21 protein-coding genes are annotated in these 21,424 nt (G+C 28.3%); 6 read left to right on the top strand and 15 right to left on the bottom strand.

The annotated features are described in order from the left end of the window. Window positions 1–525: 525 nt before the first annotated feature. On the bottom strand, window positions 526–987 hold the full coding sequence (locus P3X86_RS03350; RefSeq protein WP_483291211.1) for a hypothetical protein: 462 nt from the start codon (window positions 985–987) through the stop codon (window positions 526–528). A gap of 492 nt (window positions 988–1,479) precedes the next feature. Between P3X86_RS03350 and P3X86_RS03345 the strand changes: the two genes are divergently transcribed. After that, complete coding sequence (locus P3X86_RS03345; protein ID WP_483291210.1) at window positions 1,480–2,649, top strand: hypothetical protein; 1,170 nt, start codon at window positions 1,480–1,482, stop codon at window positions 2,647–2,649. A gap of 605 nt (window positions 2,650–3,254) precedes the next feature. On the opposite strand, the gene P3X86_RS03340 is transcribed toward P3X86_RS03345, so the two are convergent. Beyond that, the gene (locus P3X86_RS03340; RefSeq protein WP_483291209.1) at window positions 3,255–3,404 is read right to left on the bottom strand and encodes a hypothetical protein; all 150 of its coding nucleotides are present in this window, start codon (window positions 3,402–3,404) and stop codon (window positions 3,255–3,257) included. 1,834 nt (window positions 3,405–5,238) lie between these two features. Beyond that, a complete protein-coding gene (locus tag P3X86_RS03335) occupies window positions 5,239–5,367 on the bottom strand; it encodes a hypothetical protein (protein WP_483291208.1) in 129 nt (42 codons plus the stop codon). Between the two features lie 219 nt (window positions 5,368–5,586). Here P3X86_RS03335 and P3X86_RS03330 point away from each other — a divergent pair, with 219 nt between their 5' ends. Then, window positions 5,587–5,895, top strand: a complete 309-nt coding sequence (locus P3X86_RS03330; protein ID WP_483291207.1) for a helix-turn-helix domain-containing protein — start codon at window positions 5,587–5,589, stop codon at window positions 5,893–5,895. 22 nt (window positions 5,896–5,917) lie between these two features. Here the strand turns inward: P3X86_RS03330 and P3X86_RS03325 are convergent, their stop codons facing one another. After that, window positions 5,918–6,397, bottom strand: a complete 480-nt coding sequence (locus tag P3X86_RS03325; protein WP_483291206.1) for a hypothetical protein — start codon at window positions 6,395–6,397, stop codon at window positions 5,918–5,920. Between the two features lie 167 nt (window positions 6,398–6,564). Between P3X86_RS03325 and P3X86_RS03320 the strand changes: the two genes are divergently transcribed. Then, the gene (locus P3X86_RS03320) at window positions 6,565–7,251 is read left to right on the top strand and encodes a hypothetical protein (protein ID WP_483291205.1); all 687 of its coding nucleotides are present in this window, start codon (window positions 6,565–6,567) and stop codon (window positions 7,249–7,251) included. Window positions 7,252–7,402: 151 nt separating this feature from the next. Further along, on the top strand, window positions 7,403–8,917 hold the full coding sequence (locus tag P3X86_RS03315) for a recombinase family protein (RefSeq protein WP_483291204.1): 1,515 nt from the start codon (window positions 7,403–7,405) through the stop codon (window positions 8,915–8,917). Window positions 8,918–8,979: 62 nt separating this feature from the next. Here the strand turns inward: P3X86_RS03315 and P3X86_RS03310 are convergent, their stop codons facing one another. From P3X86_RS03310 to P3X86_RS03270, 9 genes are all read right to left on the bottom strand, one after another. Then, window positions 8,980–9,948 carry a sulfide/dihydroorotate dehydrogenase-like FAD/NAD-binding protein gene (locus P3X86_RS03310; RefSeq protein WP_483291203.1) on the bottom strand — a complete coding sequence of 323 codons (969 nt, stop codon included), beginning with the start codon at window positions 9,946–9,948 and terminating at the stop codon, window positions 8,980–8,982. A gap of 151 nt (window positions 9,949–10,099) precedes the next feature. Beyond that, on the bottom strand, window positions 10,100–11,383 hold the full coding sequence (locus tag P3X86_RS03305) for an alpha-L-fucosidase (RefSeq protein ID WP_483291202.1): 1,284 nt from the start codon (window positions 11,381–11,383) through the stop codon (window positions 10,100–10,102). Then, window positions 11,380–11,856, bottom strand: coding sequence for a hypothetical protein (locus P3X86_RS03300; protein ID WP_483291201.1), 477 nt, complete (start codon window positions 11,854–11,856; stop codon window positions 11,380–11,382). The genes P3X86_RS03305 and P3X86_RS03300 overlap by 4 nt, the downstream gene beginning before the upstream one ends. 141 nt (window positions 11,857–11,997) lie before the next feature. Further along, window positions 11,998–13,113 carry a D-alanyl-D-alanine carboxypeptidase family protein gene (locus P3X86_RS03295; protein WP_483291200.1) on the bottom strand — a complete coding sequence of 372 codons (1,116 nt, stop codon included), beginning with the start codon at window positions 13,111–13,113 and terminating at the stop codon, window positions 11,998–12,000. Between the two features lie 147 nt (window positions 13,114–13,260). Next, complete coding sequence (ytfJ, locus tag P3X86_RS03290) at window positions 13,261–13,785, bottom strand: GerW family sporulation protein (protein ID WP_483291199.1); 525 nt, start codon at window positions 13,783–13,785, stop codon at window positions 13,261–13,263. An 18-nt stretch (window positions 13,786–13,803) separates the two neighbouring features. After that, complete coding sequence (locus tag P3X86_RS03285) at window positions 13,804–14,418, bottom strand: DUF2953 domain-containing protein (protein ID WP_483291198.1); 615 nt, start codon at window positions 14,416–14,418, stop codon at window positions 13,804–13,806. A gap of 236 nt (window positions 14,419–14,654) precedes the next feature. After that, entirely contained in the window at window positions 14,655–15,197 is a 543-nt protein-coding gene (gene scpB, locus P3X86_RS03280) for an SMC-Scp complex subunit ScpB (RefSeq protein ID WP_483291197.1), read from the bottom strand. A gap of 23 nt (window positions 15,198–15,220) precedes the next feature. After that, on the bottom strand, window positions 15,221–15,958 hold the full coding sequence (locus tag P3X86_RS03275; RefSeq protein ID WP_483291196.1) for a segregation and condensation protein A: 738 nt from the start codon (window positions 15,956–15,958) through the stop codon (window positions 15,221–15,223). Between the two features lie 352 nt (window positions 15,959–16,310). Beyond that, window positions 16,311–17,486, bottom strand: coding sequence for a D-alanyl-D-alanine carboxypeptidase family protein (locus tag P3X86_RS03270; protein ID WP_483291195.1), 1,176 nt, complete (start codon window positions 17,484–17,486; stop codon window positions 16,311–16,313). 197 nt (window positions 17,487–17,683) lie between these two features. Here P3X86_RS03270 and P3X86_RS03265 point away from each other — a divergent pair, with 197 nt between their 5' ends. Together P3X86_RS03265 and P3X86_RS03260 are read left to right on the top strand one after the other, a co-directional pair. Continuing rightward, window positions 17,684–19,087 carry a radical SAM protein gene (locus P3X86_RS03265; RefSeq protein ID WP_483291194.1) on the top strand — a complete coding sequence of 468 codons (1,404 nt, stop codon included), beginning with the start codon at window positions 17,684–17,686 and terminating at the stop codon, window positions 19,085–19,087. 56 nt (window positions 19,088–19,143) lie between these two features. Beyond that, the gene (locus P3X86_RS03260) at window positions 19,144–19,659 is read left to right on the top strand and encodes a hypothetical protein (RefSeq protein ID WP_483291193.1); all 516 of its coding nucleotides are present in this window, start codon (window positions 19,144–19,146) and stop codon (window positions 19,657–19,659) included. A gap of 117 nt (window positions 19,660–19,776) precedes the next feature. On the opposite strand, the gene P3X86_RS03255 is transcribed toward P3X86_RS03260, so the two are convergent. Together P3X86_RS03255 and P3X86_RS03250 are read right to left on the bottom strand one after the other, a co-directional pair. Next, window positions 19,777–20,589: a purine-nucleoside phosphorylase gene (locus tag P3X86_RS03255; protein WP_483291192.1), complete on the bottom strand. Its 813-nt coding sequence runs from the start codon at window positions 20,587–20,589 to the stop codon at window positions 19,777–19,779. An 11-nt stretch (window positions 20,590–20,600) separates the two neighbouring features. Further along, complete coding sequence (locus P3X86_RS03250; protein WP_483291191.1) at window positions 20,601–21,404, bottom strand: purine-nucleoside phosphorylase; 804 nt, start codon at window positions 21,402–21,404, stop codon at window positions 20,601–20,603. Between the last annotated feature and the right edge of the window lie 20 nt (window positions 21,405–21,424).

Below are 21,424 nucleotides of genomic sequence, written 5' to 3'. Positions count from 1 at the left end.
TATGGTCTAAAACTAAAGCATATACTAGTCTTTAATTGCTTTTGAAGTTAGTATTAATAATGAACAAATCTTTGGTTTCAATCCATTCTATATAGTTTAAACTTAAATCTAATTTTCCAATTTTTACTTTTTATCTTTATTTAAGTTTAACATACTACTACCCCCATAGAAAAGTTTTTTTGTAGTTTTTTCATTAAATACATTTGTCCTTTTCCAGTAATAAGCGTTGTAGTCTAACTTTATCACTTTTCAAAGTAAGTTATAAAAGGTTGAATATATATCAACCATACAACCCAATAAAATTGATGTTAAAAAGTTTAACAATCTTTATATTATATATACCAAACAATATAGATTTAATAAGATAGATAAATACAGCTACTTTTTTTTATTTAGTTTTTAAATGATTTTATATTGAATTTAATCAAACAAAAAAAGACTAGCAAACGCTAGCCTAAATAGTCTAAAACATACTTATACCCTATAATAGGTATTTCACCCTTATATTAAATATATAATCCAATTTTAAAGTTTATCCATTCTCCATTGTATACTATAAGGTGCTTTCCACATGCCCCCACTTTTATATTCAGCTTTTACATAATAAACCCTTCCTTTACGAAGTACAATATCACCTATAAGTGCACCATTATTATTACCTGGTGAACTAGTAATTAATATTCCATCACTATTATATAATGATAGATTAGCTCTTACAGTTTCAGAATAGTTCATTAAAAGTGTAGCTACACCAGTTTTTAATGGTTCTAGTTTCCAATAATCTACTGTATCTATATTGTTTATATAACCATACATGTCCATTCCGTCAATGTCATTGTAAAATTTTACATTATTTTTATTTTGTTCTGCTTTACTAATTGTGTCATTATCTTCACGTTCCATACAACTTACCATATCTGCAAAGCAAATACTTGTAGTCATAATAAGTACTAGTAAAAATATAAATACCTTTAATTTTGTTTTCATTGTTAATCGCCTCCTATTTTTGAATCCATTAAAATAATAGCATAATCAATAAAATATGTCAAAAATATTAAATATTATTAATAATTTTACTTTTTTACAACAATTACAAATTGTTACTTATTGTATTTAATAACAGGCATCTCGCCCTTATTCCCTACCTTATACCCAAGCTTCTCAAGAAACCCAACATATATATAATTCTTATCCTCAATAAAGTATCCATCTGCTTCAAGCTCATTATCATGAAAAGCATTTTTATTTTCTGAGGTTGAGGAAAATCTTTAGGTTGCCCTAATCCATCATACACCCTACTCTTGAACTCTGACCACCTACCACTACTCCTGAGTATACGAGGATTACTTACTTCAGTTTATTTGCATGATAATTTGTTAGTATTTTACTATTTCAATCAAATATAGTTTATGATATAATAACTATTATTTAGCTATATAAACAAATATTACTACTATATAAATGATAGGGGTGCTCACAATGGATAACTATAAAAAAAGGATTATTTGCTTATTTGCTCTATGTTTAATGGTATTACATTTAATTGCTTGTGGAGAAATTAAAAAAAATACTATTGTGTCTAATAATAAATTAGAATCGCACACTGATAATAAAAATAATTACTGGGTTACTAAAATTATTGATTATGATATAAGAAATATAATCGATGCAAAAATTGTAAATAATAAATTGTGGCTTATTTTAGGATGGAAAAAGGGAATACATAGATTAAATTTAAATACCAAAGAAGTTAAATACTATGATAATGATGTGAAACTTAATGAAAATATTGGTTATTACAATGCTATATCACATTTTGATGATAATATATGGTTTTATCCAAAACATCTAATTTATAGTGATCCAAAAGTTTCTCAAGCAGTATTGAGATATGATATTTCCAAAAACAAATTCACAAAATACCTAGATGGAAAACCTGATATACATATAAATGCAACTATATATGATAATAATGATGTAGCATGGATTGGGACGCATAAAGGTTTATTTAAATTAGATTTACAAACCTCAGAAGTTGATGTTATTAATAATGAATATATTAATGATATAGTAGGGACAAATACGGATGTATTTATTGGCACAAGTAATAATGGCATATTTAAAGTTAATAAAAAAACATATGAAAAATCTAATATACTAAAATCAAAATTTATATTAGGGCTGAAACTATACAATAACAATAATCATATTTTTGCAAATATTGGAAATGAAGATGAAACAGCTTTTTTTGCATGTTATAATATTCATAAAAATAGTTTTAAATATTATAACGAAAAAGATTTAATTGATGAAAATGTCCAATATATTCATATAGGTAAGGATAATATTGGCTTTATAACTACTAAATTGAACAATAAAATGCTATTTTATCAATTTAATTTTGAAACCGAAAAATTTGATAAACTAGAGACAAATTATGAATTGAATAATAATTTAATATTTGACGCAATTTTTCTAAATCAGTATTTCATTTTAGGTTTGGATAATGGGGTATTAATTTATAACAAATCATCGGAATCTTACGATATTATTTTAAAAAACATTAAAGCAGAAAAAATTGTTAACATAAATGATAGTAAATTAATTGTTTTATCTTCTGAAGGTATCTATAGTGTTTTGCTAAAATAAAAAAATACAAGACTTCTTTTATCACCTAAGAAGTCTTGTATACTTTTTACTCCTAAAAATGAACGTGCAAATGATGTTTATGAAGTTCAGGAGCTTTTTTATAAGGTCTTACTTTAGTATATTTATTATATAGCACGCTGTCTTCAAAGAATATATAATCAACATTTGAATCACTTAAAAGAATTTTAATGAAATTCTCTGTTTTTTCTCGACTATAATTACTATAATCAACATTTGTACCTAAAAATTTATTTATTACATAATTGTAATAAATATTACATTAATTGCCTATTATGCTAAGTAAAACTTAATCAATATCACAGCTTGAACATTTAATATCTGATTAGGTCTACGTTGTTTAGTGCAGTAGTTAAATTCAAAGCTTCTTCTGCTGTCCTTAACTAAGCTTGTACAAAGTTCTTTTATCCATAAAGCACCTTTTGGCTATATTATTGATAGCATGTCCGAATCTTTGACAGCTTGGTCTATTTCATGTACTGTTACTCCTATAATCATCACATGTTATCTAAAAAATTTACTTCTTGTTTTATAACATACTCCATTGTTATAATACTTGCAGTTTTGGTAAGTGCTATCTATAGTAATTACTTCATTTCTTTTTCTATCTCTATCTCAGTTTTCTTAGTACTTTCCAAGTAAGCATGATAAGCAACTCTTGTAATGGTTTCTTTTGCTTTTGGTATTGCTTCTGGATTGACTATAACTACTTTTATATCTTTTTTCTTTCTAGGCATGATACCACCTCCAGATATGATTCATTCATTATATGCAGGTTGCTTGTACATGGTTCTTTCACCGATTACAGATTCTTCACTACTATATGAATTATGTAAATTAAAGAATGTATTTTATGATCTAATTGAATAATAGATCCTTCCACTATTCCATCTACAAAGATGGTTGATATTTCTTATTATGGGATGATGAGGTTTAGGAGGTTTTGAGATTTGTGCAGTTTGTGGGAGTAAAAAAATAATAACCCTTTCGAGTTATTATTTAATCCAAAAGAAAAGCAAGATAAAATTTATCATATTATTTTACCTTGCTTCTATTTCACATTTATGAAGTTTTTCATTTTAAATCATATTAAAAAGTCCTTATATAAAGTCCGTGCTCACATGCAAGAGCAATCATAGCATCAACACATAGTGGATATACTTCATCTTTTTTATATTCTAAAAATCTTTTTAAAACCATTCCGATACCTCCTTTCTAATTTGTTTTGGAAAATTATGTATACATTCTTTATTCTATATCTCTATGGTAGTTCCCTCTAATATCGTTGTATTATTTATATAATACAAATTATAATAACCACATTACCTATTACAACATACTCTATGTAATCCACTCTTAAATCCCCCTACTTCATGAGTCAAATGAAAAAACTGCAACCTATTGGTTACAGTTTATTTTAAAAGAATAGTATATACAAATTTGATAGTTTGCTTCATTTACAAGTTATCTCTCAAATGGTGGAAATGTTTGAGCTATTATATAAAATTTGCATATCCAAGGTATTTCAGCATCTGAATAATTCAAAAAATTAGATAATTTCATAATATACCTCCTTTCCTAATATATTTTTAATTGGTTGCATACTCTACAAATCTCATGAAACATTGGTTTTTAGATATTTAGTCTATTATGTAAGTTTAAAAAATGACCATATGCTAGTAAATCTTCTAACAAAATGATCATTTTTTAGTTCTGTGACAGTCCCCTTTTTATTTTATTGGATTGGCACATATTGAGTAAGCTAATTTATTGATAAGGGTTATAGTATTTTGGAAATTATGAATAGCTCAAAAAATTAAGCAATTCCATAATTTCCATTAATGGTTGTAGAACTCAACCATTAAAATACTGTATTTAAATTGTTTTCAAAAAGATTTTCCCCATAAAGTATAGTTTTTAATTAATACCTATCACAGCATAATAACAAACTACACTAAATCCCATGAAAACATTGTATTAATAAATTCACTTAAGTAAATTTATTTGCAATTTTAAAATTTCAATCTAAACTAAAGCCCATTTACATGTATTATTAGAGAATGTTTTGTTTTGGGTTATTTAAAACTAAAAAATGAATTTATTAACTTATCTATATAACATTTTACCACTATGCTTTTACCCCGTTATGTCACTAAAACATTTTATTTTCAAAAAATATATTTATGACAATAAAAAAGAACTAACTATTTATTTTTAGGTAATCTTAATTATTGTTTAAATGGTAACAGAGTTTGATGTAAAAAAATAATAACTCTATCGAGTTATTATCATTGAACAGTAACGCTTCATACTATTCTGTTTTTACTCCATGATTATAAATAATGGATATGAGTTGGTTGACATGGAATAAGTAATTGTAGTGGATGACTTAGTTTTTCTGCTTTACTTTCATAATTTAAAAATCTTTTCAATAACATGTTGTAATCTCCTTTTTAACATAAATTTAGGTTGATAAAGGCAACCTATAGCCTTTGCGATTTACATAATTTACCACATATATATTATTCTATATTTATTTTGTAAAAACCTTTATGAATTTATATATTTATTTCAGTTTTTGTAATTTAATTCTATTAAATCACATTGTTTATTTCTATTTTCGCTTTCAACATAATCCAAATTATAATAAATCCTCTCCCCTATTACAACATACTCTATGTAATCCACTCCTAAATGCAACCCAGATCCCCCCGCTTCATGACTAATAATCATATGCTAATTACAGTATACAATCACCTTTAAACCTTGTCAAATAGCCATTTGTGCAAATTTTGTCACGCAACTTTGACGGAGGTATTTCTATTTTTTTTTGAGATTGAATCAAGTTTGGTATGAAAATTATACCACTCATTTTTACGTACTCCCTATGTTATAATATTGTGCAAGGAGTGAAATTGCATGTCAAATATAGTCGGGAAACGTCTTTTCAAAATAAGAAATAGTCTCAATATGTCGCAAGAAAAATTTTCAGAAATTCTTGACGTGAAATTTAGAACTTACCAAAGCTGGGAAGAAGGAAGTCGTCTACCCAATATCACTGCTTTGGTTCAAATCGCTGATACTCTCCATGTAAGTACTGATTGGCTTCTTGGTAGGGAAAATAGTTTTATCGTTCATAATAAAAATGACTTGGGTGTTATTAAGATATTGCTAAAATCAGAACAAATAAAAATAGCTATAAATCAAACTCTAATTCTTGATTTATAGCTATTTATGACTTTATATAATTTTATTTATTAGTATTTAAGTTTTTTACATACAAAAACAAATTTTCAGCATTTTCTTGTGAAGTAACATTTGTATAAAGACTATTAGTTAACTTATCTAGTTCTTTAGCTTGATTGCTTTCAATTCTATTTTTTGTCTTAAACTCTTTTTCAAAGTATTGCATTAACTCTCCTATTGCGTTTTTTAAATTCACATTATTTTCAGTATGGGATGTTATGAACACTGTGTTATATGCACCGTATAAGTTGCTAAGTGCATTTTGTTTGAAGTATTGTGCATCTTCTAAATCTATATTACTATCTTCATTTAGAACTCTTATGGCTTCGTTAAAATTAAGTAAATACGTTCTAAATACATTATCTACTCTATCTTGTAGCTTTGTCACTTCACTATGGTTGTCATAGGCATATTTTATTGTCATAAGTAATATTAAAGTCAGTAATACTAATAAAATAATGTATACAAGTTTATTTTTTTTCATGTCTTCTACTCCTTCTTTCTTTGTTTAACTTGTTTATCATACCATATATTATTACATCAGTCAATTTTATTTAAATAATGAAAAATAATTGACATTTTGCAAAAAAATTGGTAATATTGTATATGTTGTTTGGAATTCCACATAACTAAATAAAAGGAGGTTTTTGTATGAAAAAGAAAATGTTTGCAGTTTTGATTTTAGTATTATGTGTATCTTTAGTAACACCTATATTTGCGAATGATGCAACAGAACCTTTATTCAACAATCCAAATATACAAGAAATTTCATATGAGGAATATATAGAAAGCATTGCAGAGTCTTACAATGTTTCTATAAAAGAAGCTATTGAAATGGATAAAGAAGATACAGCAAAGCATTATATGAAATATAATCTTAATAATGCTAAATTAAATCATTTTAGTAGTAAACCATTGGATTATGTTGCAAATTCAACATCAAAAAATACTGGTTATTATACTGCAATTAAGAGAAAGGAGTATAATAAAAACGGTAATTTCGTAGTTGAGATGAGAACTAAATTTAAAGTTTGGAGTAGTGGTAGTTTTGCACAAATATCAGGACTAATAACAAGGCCTAAAGGATATTTACCAGAAGGTTATCACAATTACGAATTTATAACTGAGGATAACTGGATAGATAAAGATGATCCATCTGATTACCCTACTGTTAAAGTTGAATTTGGACTTACTGGATATTTTAAAAAAACATATCAAAATAGTATAGATGCAGGTATGTCTCTCCCTGGTTTTAGCTTTGGAGGTAGCACATCTGGTTATTATTTTTATACTTCAGGAGCAATAGATATTTATCAAACATTTGAAGTTATGCGTTAAATTGAATAAATACTATTATGTAAAAAAGATTAGTAATGTATTACAAATTACTAGTCTTTTTATTTTATTATTGGTAATTTTTATATGTATTTTAGATTTATTGAAATTTGTGGTAAAATTCTATTAAGAATATATTTTAGAAGGTGTTTGTATGAATATTGCTATATACTCAAGGAAATCCGTTGATACTGGTAAGGGTGAAAGTATAAGGAGTCAAATAAATCTCTGTAAGGACTATTTTAGTAAAAGTAATGATGATTGTAATTTTACTGTTTTTGAGGATGAAGGGTTTACTGGTAGTAATATTAATAGACCTGCATTTCAAAATATGATGGAATCAATTAAGCTACATCACTTTGATATTGTGGCTGTTTATAAGATAGACCGTATTGCTAGGAATATAGTTGATTTTGTAAATATATATGATGAACTTGAAAATATGGGTGTACAGCTTGTAAGTGTGACTGAAGGTTTTGACCCTCGTACTGCGGTGGGTAAAATGATGATGCTTTTGCTTGCTTCTTTTGCTGAGATGGAGCGTATGAACATTGCACAGCGTGTCAAGGACAATATGCGAGAGCTTGCTAAGATTGGTCGCTGGAGTGGTGGGACTGCTCCTACTGGTTATACTACTCACAAGGTTATGGAGATGGGTAAAAAGGTCACTTATCTAAAGCTAGATACTGATAAAGGCAAGGATATAAGAAAAATGTTTGAAATGTACAGCTTGGGTTATTCTACATTTAAGATTAGCAAATATTTTGATGAGAAAGGATTACATTATCCTCCTAAGACTATTCAAAACATATTAGGTAATCCAGTATATTTAAAAGCTAATAAAGCTTCTATAAAGTATATGGAGACTAAGGGATATATTGTTTATGGTGAGCCTACTGGTAAAGGCTTCTTACCTTATAATAGAAGGCCTAAGAAAAAAGGTAAAAAGATTGTTGGTAAGGATAAGTTTGTAGCTGTGTCTGCTCATGAACCTGTTGTTGATATTGATTTATGGATAAAGGTTCAGAAAAAAGTTGATGAAAATGCTACTCAACCACATCCTAGAGTTAGTCAGTTTTCTTTTTTGGCTGGACTTGTTAGGTGTAATAAATGTGGTAAGAAAATGACTGTTAGTCCTGGAAGAACTAGAAAGGATGGATCTAGGGTATTTTATTTTAGATGTTATAACAAAGATTGTGATGCTAAGTTTCTAAGGATTGATGTTGCTGAAAGTTGTATTATTGAGGAGATTAAGAGATACATAAATAAGGATCATTTAGTACAAGAGATAACTAGTAAAAATAAGAACATGAACTTAGAGAAAGATATCAAGGCTATCAAGAGAAAGATTAAGGAAAATGATAAGGCTATTGATAATCTAGTTGATAAGCTTGCTATTTTATCTAATGAGGCTTCTAAGGCTATCACTAGAAAGATTGAACAACTTACTAAGAATAATCAAGCTTTAAAGGAAAGCCTTTTAGTCAATGAGCGAAGTAATCTAGTGTATAAGATGAAGAATGATAATATTGATGCTTTACACTCTCAGATTGTTAAGTTTGTTAACTCAAATGATATGGATATAAGGAAGATTATTGTTAAAACTATTATTAAATCTATTGATTGGGATTCGGATAAAGGGACTATAAGTGTTGAATTACTGGGATAATTCCGTGATGGTGTTTATGATGGGCTGTACATCCAGCCCAACCACCACCAATTACAACAATTTTACTCAAGATTAACCCTCCTTTTGATATTTTCTCTAACACTAATTTGTGTTTTGCATGTTTTGACTATACTACCATCTTCTAACCGTTTTGAACAAGCTCCACATATGCCTTCTCCACAGCATATTTCGTGGTTATTTGTTGCTGAAAGTAAAGGGTTAACTTTTAATTCGTCTACAATATCTATTAGTGTTTTTTGCATATAATCTGAACCACCTAGAAATAGAAAATCAATTTTATTTTGTGTTAAAACATGCGAAAATAGTTGTTTTCCTGTTATGCTCATTATATTTTCTTCTATTATATTTAAATTATAATCCCCTATTAATTCCTTAATAAATGGCTCTTTGACATTTCCACTATCTATTAATACTGTTACATTGTTTTCTTTTTTTAATAGATATTTTATCAATAAAACGCTAGGTGCTTGTGCTATACCTCTGCATACTATAAAACAGTTATTATTTCTGAGGACTTTTATATTTTTTAATCCTAATAATCCGTTAAGGTATGGACCACGAAGGAGTAATTTGTTGTCTGCAAGATATAATTGCTTGGTTTTTGATCCTACTATTTGATATGCAATGTATATATATCCTGATGTATCGTCAACATCTAATACTGACATTGGCAAATCAAAATAATGCTCACAGTCTATGTTTCTAATAAAAACATAGGCACCTGGATGTTTTAGATATCTAGCTAATGTTTTTGAAACTTTTATTTTTAGTTGATAGCAACCATTGTGTATTAGCTTTTTTTCTACTATATCTGCTAGTACAGATTCTCTTGGTGTTTTTTTCTTATTGCCATTCCATACATAGTTTTGATATATACATGATCCGCACCAGTTGCAGTCGCAAAAACCTTTACCTTGAAGCATGGAGCAAGTAATACAATTATCAGTTTCTGCTAAAAAACAAGGACAATATTCTCCTCCCGCATCTATACATTTAAAAATTTTTTTCACGTAATTCCCCCTTTTTTTTGAGGTAAAATACATATCTAATATTAGAATATTTTTATATCTTGATTTTGTTACTTAAAACTACTCTGTTATATACATTACATAAATAAAAGAACAAACTCATGATTGAGGTTGCTCTTTTTATATCAACATTTTACTTTAGAGTTATTTCTACTACTGTATCAATTTCATTTGGTAAATCTGCACTAGCAAAATCGATAAATGCATCTTTAGGGAAATCTAAGGTAGTCCAGTAATTAGATAGCTTAATTTCAGACCTGTCTGACACTAATCTTACTTTTGATATTTTACCTTTTAAGTTTCTAAAATTAACAGGGCCTATACCTCTATCGTATATATGAGCGTAGATTTTGTTTTTACTTGCTGTGTAACGTCCCCATTCTGGTTTATCTAGCTGTGATTTACCACAGTTATATATACTATCACTGTTATTTGACATCCATGCTCCTACTTCTTCTAGTATTTGTATAGACTTTTTAGGTATGTTTCCTTTTGCATCAGGACCAATATTCAATAGTAGATTACCGTTTTTACTTACACATTCGACTAGTGTCCTTATAATTGTTTTGGTAGATTTATAATTATTATCATCACTTTTATATCCCCAGTTGTCATTGAGTGTTATACAGGCTTCCCAAGGTAAAGGCTTTCCTTGAGCATTTATAATACCCTCAGGTGGGATGATTTGCTCAGGAGAACCAAAATCTCCAGTATATATTGGAGGATCATTAATTTCTATATTTGCTTTTTCATCTAATCTATTATTTATAATTATACCAGGCTGTAACATTCTAACCATGTTTACTAGCTTAGTAGCTTGCCATTTTTCACCTGCCATATCATCATAAGAGAAATCAAACCAAATTATATCTATTTTGCCGTAGTCAGTTAAAAGTTCTTTTACTTGACCATGTAAATACTCTAAGTAGTTACTGAAATTGTGCTTTTTATTTTTGTAATTAATATTATCTCGCATAGGGTGTATTCTATCTCCATATGCAGGATAATCTTCATGATACCAATCTATTAGTGAGTAATAGAAACCTATTTTTAGTCCTTCTGCTCTAAAGGCTTCTACATATTCTTTGATTAAGTCCCTTTTAGCAGGTGTATTAGTAGTCTTATACTCAGTCAGTTTGCTATCAAACAAGCAGAATCCATCATGATGTTTTGTAGTCATGATAACATATTTCATGCCTGCTTTTTTTGCTAACTTAGCCCATTTTTTTGGATTGTAGGATGTTGGATTAAATTCATCAAAATATTGCTGATATTCTTCGTTACTTATTCTTTCCATACTTCTTATCCATTCACCTCTAGCAGGTATAGCATATAGTCCCCAGTGAATGAACATACCGAACCTTGCGTTTGTGAACCATGCTGTATGTTTAAAACGTTTATCATAGTTTTTGTTCATATTATCCCCCCTTTTATGCTATGAGTACTATCAATTAATTGATTAATTTTATAGCTTGGAAAAATAATGCATTTTTCGCTAGTAAATTTAGTAACTATATCTTTCATATTATTTTCATAGATTATAAGTCTATATTCATTTTTAGATAATGGATATTCTTCTTTGAGTTTGTTAACATCTTCTATATTAGAAAAATAATAAACGTATATTTCGTAATCATTATAATGTATGTATAAATCCATTTTAAAAGGTTTTACTAGTTTATCTTCGTAAAATTTACCATTAAAGCAAGCGGTTCTTATTTTTTTAATATCAAGATCTAGATTCATTATGTGTTCTATTAGCGAAGGTAATTTATTAGAATCACCACTATAAGAATATAGAAATGGGGTGATTAGTCTAACGCATTTTTCATGACTATACCCTCTTATCTTGATATTCTTTTCAAGTATAAAATTTTCAATGCTTTTCATAACTTCACTCCTTTTTATGATATAGTTTTTTTATGTATTCATTGTTGTATTCTATATACGTACCTAATTTCCTTTTAATACTTCTTAAATATTTACACAACAAAATAACCTTATCTATTTCACCGATAAGGTTATTTAATATTAATCAAAAATGTTGTAAATAAAATCTATTAGTTTATCTTTAGCCGATTTTTTAGCTATTGCTCTATATGGGTATAAATTTGCCAAGCAGATTAACTCACCTTTAAGAAATACCTTGGCGGTTCCTATTTTTGTTTTTTTGGTTAATGGAGCTTTTACACTATTTGGTATATCGAAAATTAATTTTATGTCATTTTGCTCTTCTTCAGTTAATGGTAATATGATATCAGCACTATTAACTACAGAAGTATAGTCTTGTTTTCCACCTTGCACTGTTATATTTTTAATGAATTGATTTTTTTGTAATATTACATTTGGAGAGTATTTTTCAAATCCATAACTCATTAAATTATAGCAGTCGTTAAACCAATTACCATCATTTAATACTACTGAAATTAATTGCATACCATTCCTTGTTGCTGTTGAAACTAAGCATCTACCTGCGGTTTTAGTATATCCTGTTTTTCCTCCATCGCCTCCATCAAATTGCCAGAGAGTTTTGTTTTTATTATAAAAATATCTTTTTATACTGCCATTAGAAACATATAATCTAGTTTTAGATATTTTCTTAAATTCTTCATTATTCATAGCTGCTCTGGTTATCAATGCTAAATCATAAGCTGTAGTATAGTGACTATCATGGTGCAATCCATGAGGATTTGTGAAGTTTGTATTTTTTGCTCCTAATTCTTTGGCTTTATAATTCATGAGGGCTACAAAACCATCTATTGATTTACCTATATGGTAAGCTATTGCAGTTGCTGCATCATTGCCTGATCTGAGCATCAATCCATATATTAAATCAATTAATGGTATTTTTTCATTGTGCTTTAGGTATATACTTGAGCCTTCTACACCAATGCTTTTTGGATGAATATTTACCATTTCATTTAAGTGACCGTATTCTAATGCCACTAATGCAGTCATTATTTTAGTTGTGCTAGCCATAGGTAATTTTTTATTACTGTTTTGAGCATATAGCACTCTACCTGTATATCTTTCCATTAATATACTGCTTTGACTAGACACATTTACATTATTTGATTTTGCTGTTGATATAGTGATGGTTAATATTGATATTATAATCAATAAACTTATAATTTTTTTAGTTTTCAATTTTTTCACCTCTTGCTTTCTTCGTGCAAAAATATTTTTTGTTATATTTTTGTTTAAATACTGACAAAAATATGTTAAGACATATAATTATTGTATTTTTACGTAAAAGAAGATGTCTGCTAAGACATCCCTCAATAAATTTGTTATCTAATCTCGATCATAATCATCATAATCACGTTCTCGCTCATGGTGTCGGTCGTGGTCATGCTCACGGTCATGTTCATCAACTTTGTATTTTTCTTTTTTTACTACTGTTTTTGTTTTCTTTGTAGTTATTTTGTTGTGTAAATGTTCAGCTATAAATGGTATTAGGTCTAGGAAATTATTTACTACGTTTGAGCCGTTGTCAACTGGTAGAAGCTTCATCTGACCATGACCTACAACTATAAAAGCTGATGGTCTAACTGATACACCTGCACCTGAACCCCCACCAAAAGGATATCCTTTTGCTTGTTCATTTTTACTGTCTGTATCAATACTTTCTTGTCTATGTTTCTTTTTTCCATATTCAGCTCCACCTGAAGCAAAGCCTAATGATACTTGAGATATTGGTATTATGACTGTACCGTCTTTTGTCTCAACCGGATCACCAACTATTGTATTGACATCAACCATTTGTTTTAAATTTTCCATGGTAGTAGTCATAAGAGCTTCTATTGGATGATTTGACATATGATTACCTCCTCATATTTACGTTACTTCGATTTTATTTATTTTTAGTTCTTTATTTTTATTTATTTTCATCAATAGTTTTATTCCCGTAATAATAATATAAGCCAATCTAAAAAGAATTATACAGTTAAATTCAATATCTTTCTTTTGATGCTCAAAGTCTGCTCTCATATCTATATCATATTTGTCAAAATCAACTACATTTAAAACGATACCTAAAATAGTATATACTATAAGGTTCATAAAACCATTGAATATAGCTGTAAGAGCCGGATCTCTAAATCCTACATTAGTATAGATAACTAGCTTTTTTAATTTGAATGGTGCTAATAGATTTGGTAGTAATGCTTTAATTGCTTTATACATGTGCATATAATCTTTGAAAGATTTCTTTTCTTCTACTTTTTTGTTATTTAAAAACTTGTCTACATCTTTATTTAATTTGATGAGATGAAGTATCCTAATTTGCAAATTGTTATCATTTATAAATATAATTTCAATTAAAGGTAGAAATAAAAGAGTTACTTTAACCTTACCTTTAAAACTCCTAATCCTTTTTAGATCTATTTTTATGTATATAGGCATTAATACAAATAATAAAATTATTAAAATTATTATGAATAATATTTTCATATAAATTCACCTTTCAAGTTATTATCCTGAATTATTCATGGGAACTTTGATAAATATGCTGTAGTTTTCTAAATTACAGTATTTCAGTGATTTTGAAAGCGTACTGGGCGGTACTGTAAAAAAGTGATGGATATATTGTAATTAGAAGGATGCAATATAGTTATTATTTTTCTGTGAATAATTTAGGGTATATTTATATTTTTACCATATTCACCAAAAAAGACACATGATTTATTTTATTCATGTGTCTCTTCTTCTATATTTTTTTCTAATATATTTAATTTAGGCAATTCTGAAATATTTTTTATCCCGAAGTACCTTAAAAAATCATCTGTTGTTCCAAATATTCTTGGTCTACCGGGCTTATCAAGCTTACCAACCTCTGAGATAAGATTTTGTTCTATCAAATACCTAATTGCTCTATCACATCTAACACCTCTTATTGCTTCTATTTCAGCTTTTGTTATAGGTTGTTTATAAGCAACTATAGATAGTGTTTCAAGTGCTGTATTTGTTAACCCTTTACTGTTTTTAGGTGAACAAAGTTTGCTAATCCATGGATAATACTGTGGTCTTGTGCAAATTTGATAAGATTTATTGGTTTGCACTATTTGCAGTCCTCTTTTATCTTTATCTAATTCTTCCATCATCTCTTGTAGTAATAAGCTAGCTTTCTTTTTATCTATATTCAATACATCAGCTATATCTTTAATTGATAAAGGATCACCCCAAGCGAAAAGTAATGATTCTATTATTGATTTAATTTCTTTGATTTCCATATAATCCTCCAAATATTATCTTATTAATTATTGCGTAGTTTAATATTTATTTGTTTAAAACTGTTTTCTTGCTTGACTGATATTTTTTCTAATTTTATTAACTCGAGTAAAGCTAGAAAAGTAACTACTATTTCAAATCTATTTGTTGTTTCTTTAAAAATGTCTTCAAAGCTTATATTTTTTACAATATAAAGAGTAGCAAGTATATTATCCATGCTCTCTTCTATAGTTATTGAATCTCTATTTATATTGGTAAAAGTAGGCTCAGAAATAGTTTGTCTATTTTTTTTCATCAATTTATGTAAGGCGTTAACTAAAGTGTTTAACTCTATTCCATCTATTGATAATTGAACAGCATCATCTATCAATTCTGCTATATCTTCTCTTGGCTTTGAATAAATCATGCTTTGGATAACTTCTCTATCTTTTAGCTCTATAGCTGCAGCTTTAAATCTTCTGTACTCTATAAGCTTTTCAATAAGTTCCTGTCTAGGATCTATTTCATCTTCGTCAAATAGTTTTTCTTTTTTCTCTATAGGAAGAAGCATTTTAGATTTAATTTCTAGTAGTGTTGCTGCCATAACTAAGAATTCACTTGTTATTTCTAAATCTAGTTCTTCCATTTTTTTTAGATACTCAATGTACTGGTCTGTAATTTCTGCTATTGAAATATCATAAATATCTACTTCTGATTTGTCTATTAAATGCAATAGCAAATCTAAAGGACCTTCAAAAGAATCTAATATTACTTTATACTCCATGTTGTATCTCCTTACTAAAATAGTTACTATATATATTTTATAACCTTTTGATAAAAAACTCAAATATAAAAATATAAGATTTATTTCTATAGGTAATTAGTATTATGTTATCAATTAAAACAAGCATATCAAAGTGATATGCTTGTCTGACCATAGACAAAAGCCCAATTTCTGCGTTGTTGTTAAAATTTCCGTTGCTCACTTACCTCTAAGTAAGCTCTGCTACTCAATTTTAACACGCCTTGAAATTGAACTTTTACTAAAGTTTGCTATCTTGATGACTTTGTCATCAATCTAAACAAGCATATCAAAGTGATATGCTTGTTTTGTAATACAATCTTTTTATAAAAAGTTATTTTTTATCTATGTCTCTAGTTATAAGACTAAATACTTTTTCAAACATGTCTAGTATATTTGCCTTTTTTATATCTTTTTGTATAATTAAATCTACCCGTCCTACTACTTTATTGTTCATAGTTATAATTAATTCTCCAACTTTATCACCTTTTTTTAAAGGACATTGGAGACTATCAGGTAATATAAGTTTCTTTTCTATTTTGCCTTTATTTCCTTTAGTTACTAATGCATAGAGATCGTCTGATGCATATACATTTATTTTCTCTTCTTTTCCTTTTGTTATATTAATTGAGTCTATTTTATTATTTTTATCGCATATTTTAACTGAATCATAGGTTGCGAAACCATAGTCTAACAATTTCTTAGATTCTGAAAATCTAATATTAGAACTACTACAACCAAGTACTACACTTATTAATGATAATTCTCCTCTTGTAGCACAAGCTGACAAACAATGACCAGATTTACTAGTGTAGCCTGTTTTTAAACCACTTGCACCTTTATAAAATCTAATTAGTCTATTTGTATTAACCAAACCTTGATCAATATCATGTTTTTTGCCGACTTTTATTGTAGTCATCCAAATATTTGTCCATTTTGTAATTTGCTTGTGTTTTAAAAGCTCTTTGCTCATTAGGCTTATATCATAAGCTGATGTATAATGATCATCTCGATCAAAACCTGTTACATTAGAAAAGTGAGTATTTTTCATGCCGAGTGCTTTAGCTTTAGCATTCATTTTCTTTAAGAAAAGTTCTTCTGATCCTGCTATATGTTCTGCTAATGCAACTGATGCATCATTTCCAGATCTTATCGCTACTGCTTTTAATATATTGTCTACTGTATTAACCTCACCGGCTTCCAAATATACTTGACTACCACCCATACTTGCTGCGTATTCGCTTACTGTTATGCTATCTGTTAGTTTTATTGCATTGCTATCAAGAGCTTCCATAGCTAAAAGCAATACCATTATTTTAGTTATGCTAGCAGGAGGAAGCTTGTCATGAACATTATGTTCATATAGAACTTTACCAGATTTTGCATCAATCAAAATAGATGATTTTGCGTTAATTTTAAATGGAGGTGATGCATAAGCAAAATTTGTTGAAGCTAACATGATAGCAAATATTAAAATAACGCTACATAATATTTTTATTCTCGATTTCATATTATCCCTCCTCATTTTATATTTTTATGTTGTCCATCAGATATTTAACTTACACGAGGGAAAATAAGGAAGAAATATAATTAAGTGTTATATTAATAACTTATTCAACTTATACAATCCAATCAATATATTTCACATCAACGTATTATAATTAATATATTATATAATAAAAACAATTAATTAGGAGTGTATTAGCTATGTATAAATGTTCAAATTATCTAAAAATAATTGAACGCGAGAATGACTATGCTTTATTTAATTCTCTCTTTGGTGGACTACTTATAGTTAATAATAATGTTATAGATTTGCTTAAAAAATTTAAGAAGCCCTGTTCATTAGAAGACATATTAGAATATAAAGACAAAAAAAAAACAGATAGAGTTATTAAGATTTTAAAAGACAGATATTTTATAGTTAAAGATTATGTGGACGAATATAAAATAGTTCAAAAGGAAAAAAAACGAAGATTAGGCTGTCTAAATAAAGGGGAATTTATTGACTCTATACAACTAATTGTAAGTAATACTTGTAATTTTAACTGTGAATACTGCTTTATGAAATCTATATATAGTTCTAAGGAGAGATTTAAACTTCAAAAATCAAAAGACAATCAATTAATGAGTTTTGAAATAGCTAGTAAATCTATAGATACTCTTATTAATCTAGCTAAAAATAATAATATAATGTATATAACCGTAGAATTTTTTGGTGGAGAACCTTTATGTAATTTTCCTTTAATGCAGCAAATATTTGATACTTATAAAAATGGTTTAAGCAAAGGTGTATGTATTTTATACTCTATGGTAACTAATGGTTCTTTAATAGACGATAAGATAGCAAAAACACTAGCAAAAAATGGTGTGCATGTTGTTTTAAGCTTTGATTCTCCTTCTATTAATAAAAGAACAGGCCAAGCAGAAGCTTTTAATAAAATGATACAATCTAAAGTAGATTTATTAAACAAATATGGTGCTACTATAATTATAAATTCAGCATTAACAAAACAAAATATAGATGCTTTTGATGTTAATCTGTTGTTTGATTTTTTAAATAAGAATAATATTAAAAAGCTTGTGGTAACTCACGAACTAGACATCAATTATTATGAAGATAAAAAGAATATAGATAAGTTAGTTAATAAAACTATTGAAATCTTAGATTATGCTAGAAAATACGATATAAATGTAAATAGTACATGGGCAGATATATTTAATCAAATTAATAGGGATGCTCCAATTAATTTGATACGCGGTAGTAAAGCTTGTGCTGGATGCAGTAGTAAACTTAGCATTGAACCCAATGGAGAAACCTTTGCATGTAAAAGTACCTCTGCACACTTTGGTAATATAAAATGTATTGATAGTATACTTGCATCACATAATTATAAATCATCTGTAAGTAGAGGATATGATAATTGCGCTAAATGTAGAGGTTGTATGCTTGAAGGATTTTGTTCTGGACTATGCATAGGTTCAATAGAAAAAAAATACAATACTATATTTGCTATAGAAGAAAAGGCTTGTAGGATTTTCAAAGACATAACTATCAATTTTATAAAAAATATTAAAGTAAATACTGATTATTGTTATCTAACCGAATGAACATTTTAATATAGTGCATATATATTCATATATAATAGTATAGAAAGGATGTGTTTGTGTTGCAAAAAGCATGTGATAAATACAATTATTCTAGAAATGTTACAATATTGCCAGCGATGCAGTCCGTAACATGGAAAAATAATATGCTTATTTTAGATTATAAATTTGAGATAACAAATCTTGACCTCAGGGAAATCCCATGTAGTCAAATTATTATTGAAAGCAATATGCCTGTAGGCTTTAGTGTTGAAGATATTGAAATCACAAATGTTTCCAACGTTAGATATAGACTTTTGAATAATAATTCTTTAGTAGCATTAGGTGAATTGAATTCTATTAATTGTAATTGTACTATACCTGTAGATCTGAAAATATGTTTATCGACTAAATCAACTGCTGATATTGATTTTATATCTGACCTCACAGCTAGTGTCCAAATAGATAAATTAATAGCTAATTCAATATTATTAAATACAAGTTATGAAAATATTCGTGAAGCTAGGCAAATAGCTACTACTACATTAGCTCTTAATACTGGTAATGAGCTTACAAGAAATGTAGGATTACTTTAATAGTATCTTACCAAATTATATATCTAGTAATTGTTGTGAAATAGATAAAATATAAGTTAACGGAAAATTAATTCTCCCTTAACTTATATTTTTTATATATTAAAGAATAACTCAATATTACATCATCTCTAGTATTTTTTTAGTCAATTTTATAAATTTAGGTTTTGTCCTATTTGCAACTTCTATAACTTCTTCATGGCTTATGGATTGAATTTCTTCTGCTATAGCCATATCCGTAATACATGATATACCTAAAACTTTCATACCAGAATGATTAGCAACTATTACTTCTGGCACTGTTGACATACCTATTACATCTCCACCAATTGTTCTAAGCATTCCTAGCTCAGCTCTAGAGAAATAGTATGGGCCACTGATAGCGGCGTATACACCTTTTTTTACTTCGATACCTATATCATTGGCTACTTTAGTAGCTATGTCTATAAGATTTTTGTCATAAGCATGAGACATATCTGGAAAACGAGGACCTAATTCTTTATAGTTTTTTCCTATCAATGGATTGTCACCCATGAAGTTTATATGGTCTTCTATAAGCATTAATGCCCCTGCGTATAAATCTTTGTTCATACCACCACAAGCATTTGTGATAATAATACTGTCGATACCAAGTTCTTTCATAACTCTTACAGGAAATACAACTTCCTCCATAGAGTAGCCTTCGTAATAGTGAAAACGTCCTTGCATTGCTGCAACTTTTTTATTTTCGAGTGTTCCAAACACAAAATTACCAGCATGACCTTCTATCGTAGATACTGGAAAATTTGGTATCTCATCATACTTTATAATTACTTCATCAGTTATTTCATTTGCTAAATCACCTAATCCAGAACCCAGAATTAAGCCGATTTCAGGTTTGATATCTATTTTTGATTTAATATACTCTGATGCTTCTTTTATTTTTGATAACATATATTTACCTCCTAGATATTCTTTAGTATTTCTTTAGCAAATGCTATAAATCTGCTCTTTACTCTCTGTGTTGTTTCTATAACTTCTTCATGATTTAGTGGCTGATCAAGTATACCAGCAGCCATATTTGTGATACATGATATGCCTATAACCTTCATATCAGAATGTACTGCTGCTATTACTTCTGGTACTGTTGACATACCTACTGCATCTGCTCCGAGTATTCTAGCCATTCTTATTTCAGCAGGTGTTTCATAAGTCGGTCCTGTAAAGAACATGTATACACCTTCCTGTAAATCAAGGCTAATGTTCTTTGCTGACTTTCTAGCTATAGCTATTAGTTCAGGATTATAAGCATGGGACATATCTGGGAACCTTGGGCCAAATTCCTCCATGTTTTTACCCATTAATGGATTATCAAATCCGAAATTTATATGGTCAGTTATTAGCATTAAATCTCCCGGTTTGAACTCTTTGTTCACTCCACCAGCAGCATTTGTTATCATCAATTTATCTACGCCTAATAGTTTCATTACTCTTACTGGCATAGTCACATCTGTCATTTTGTAACCTTCATAATAATGAAAACGTCCTTGCATAGCGATTACTTTTTTACCTTCCAATTCACCAAGCACAAGTTGTCCTTTGTGTCCATGGACTGTTGACTTTGGAAACTCTGGAATATCATCGTAGCCTATTTCTATTTTGTTTTTTATTTCATCTGCTAATATACCTAAACCAGAGCCTAATATAAGCCCTACTTCTGGTTTAAAATCTCCTATTTGCTTTTGAATGTACTCTAATGATTTCTTCATCTTATTTTACTCCTTTGTTT

The sequence above is a fragment of the Abyssisolibacter sp. ZYX002 genome, assembly GCF_056892235.1.
This window is presented reverse-complemented; position numbering and strand designations above follow the sequence as displayed.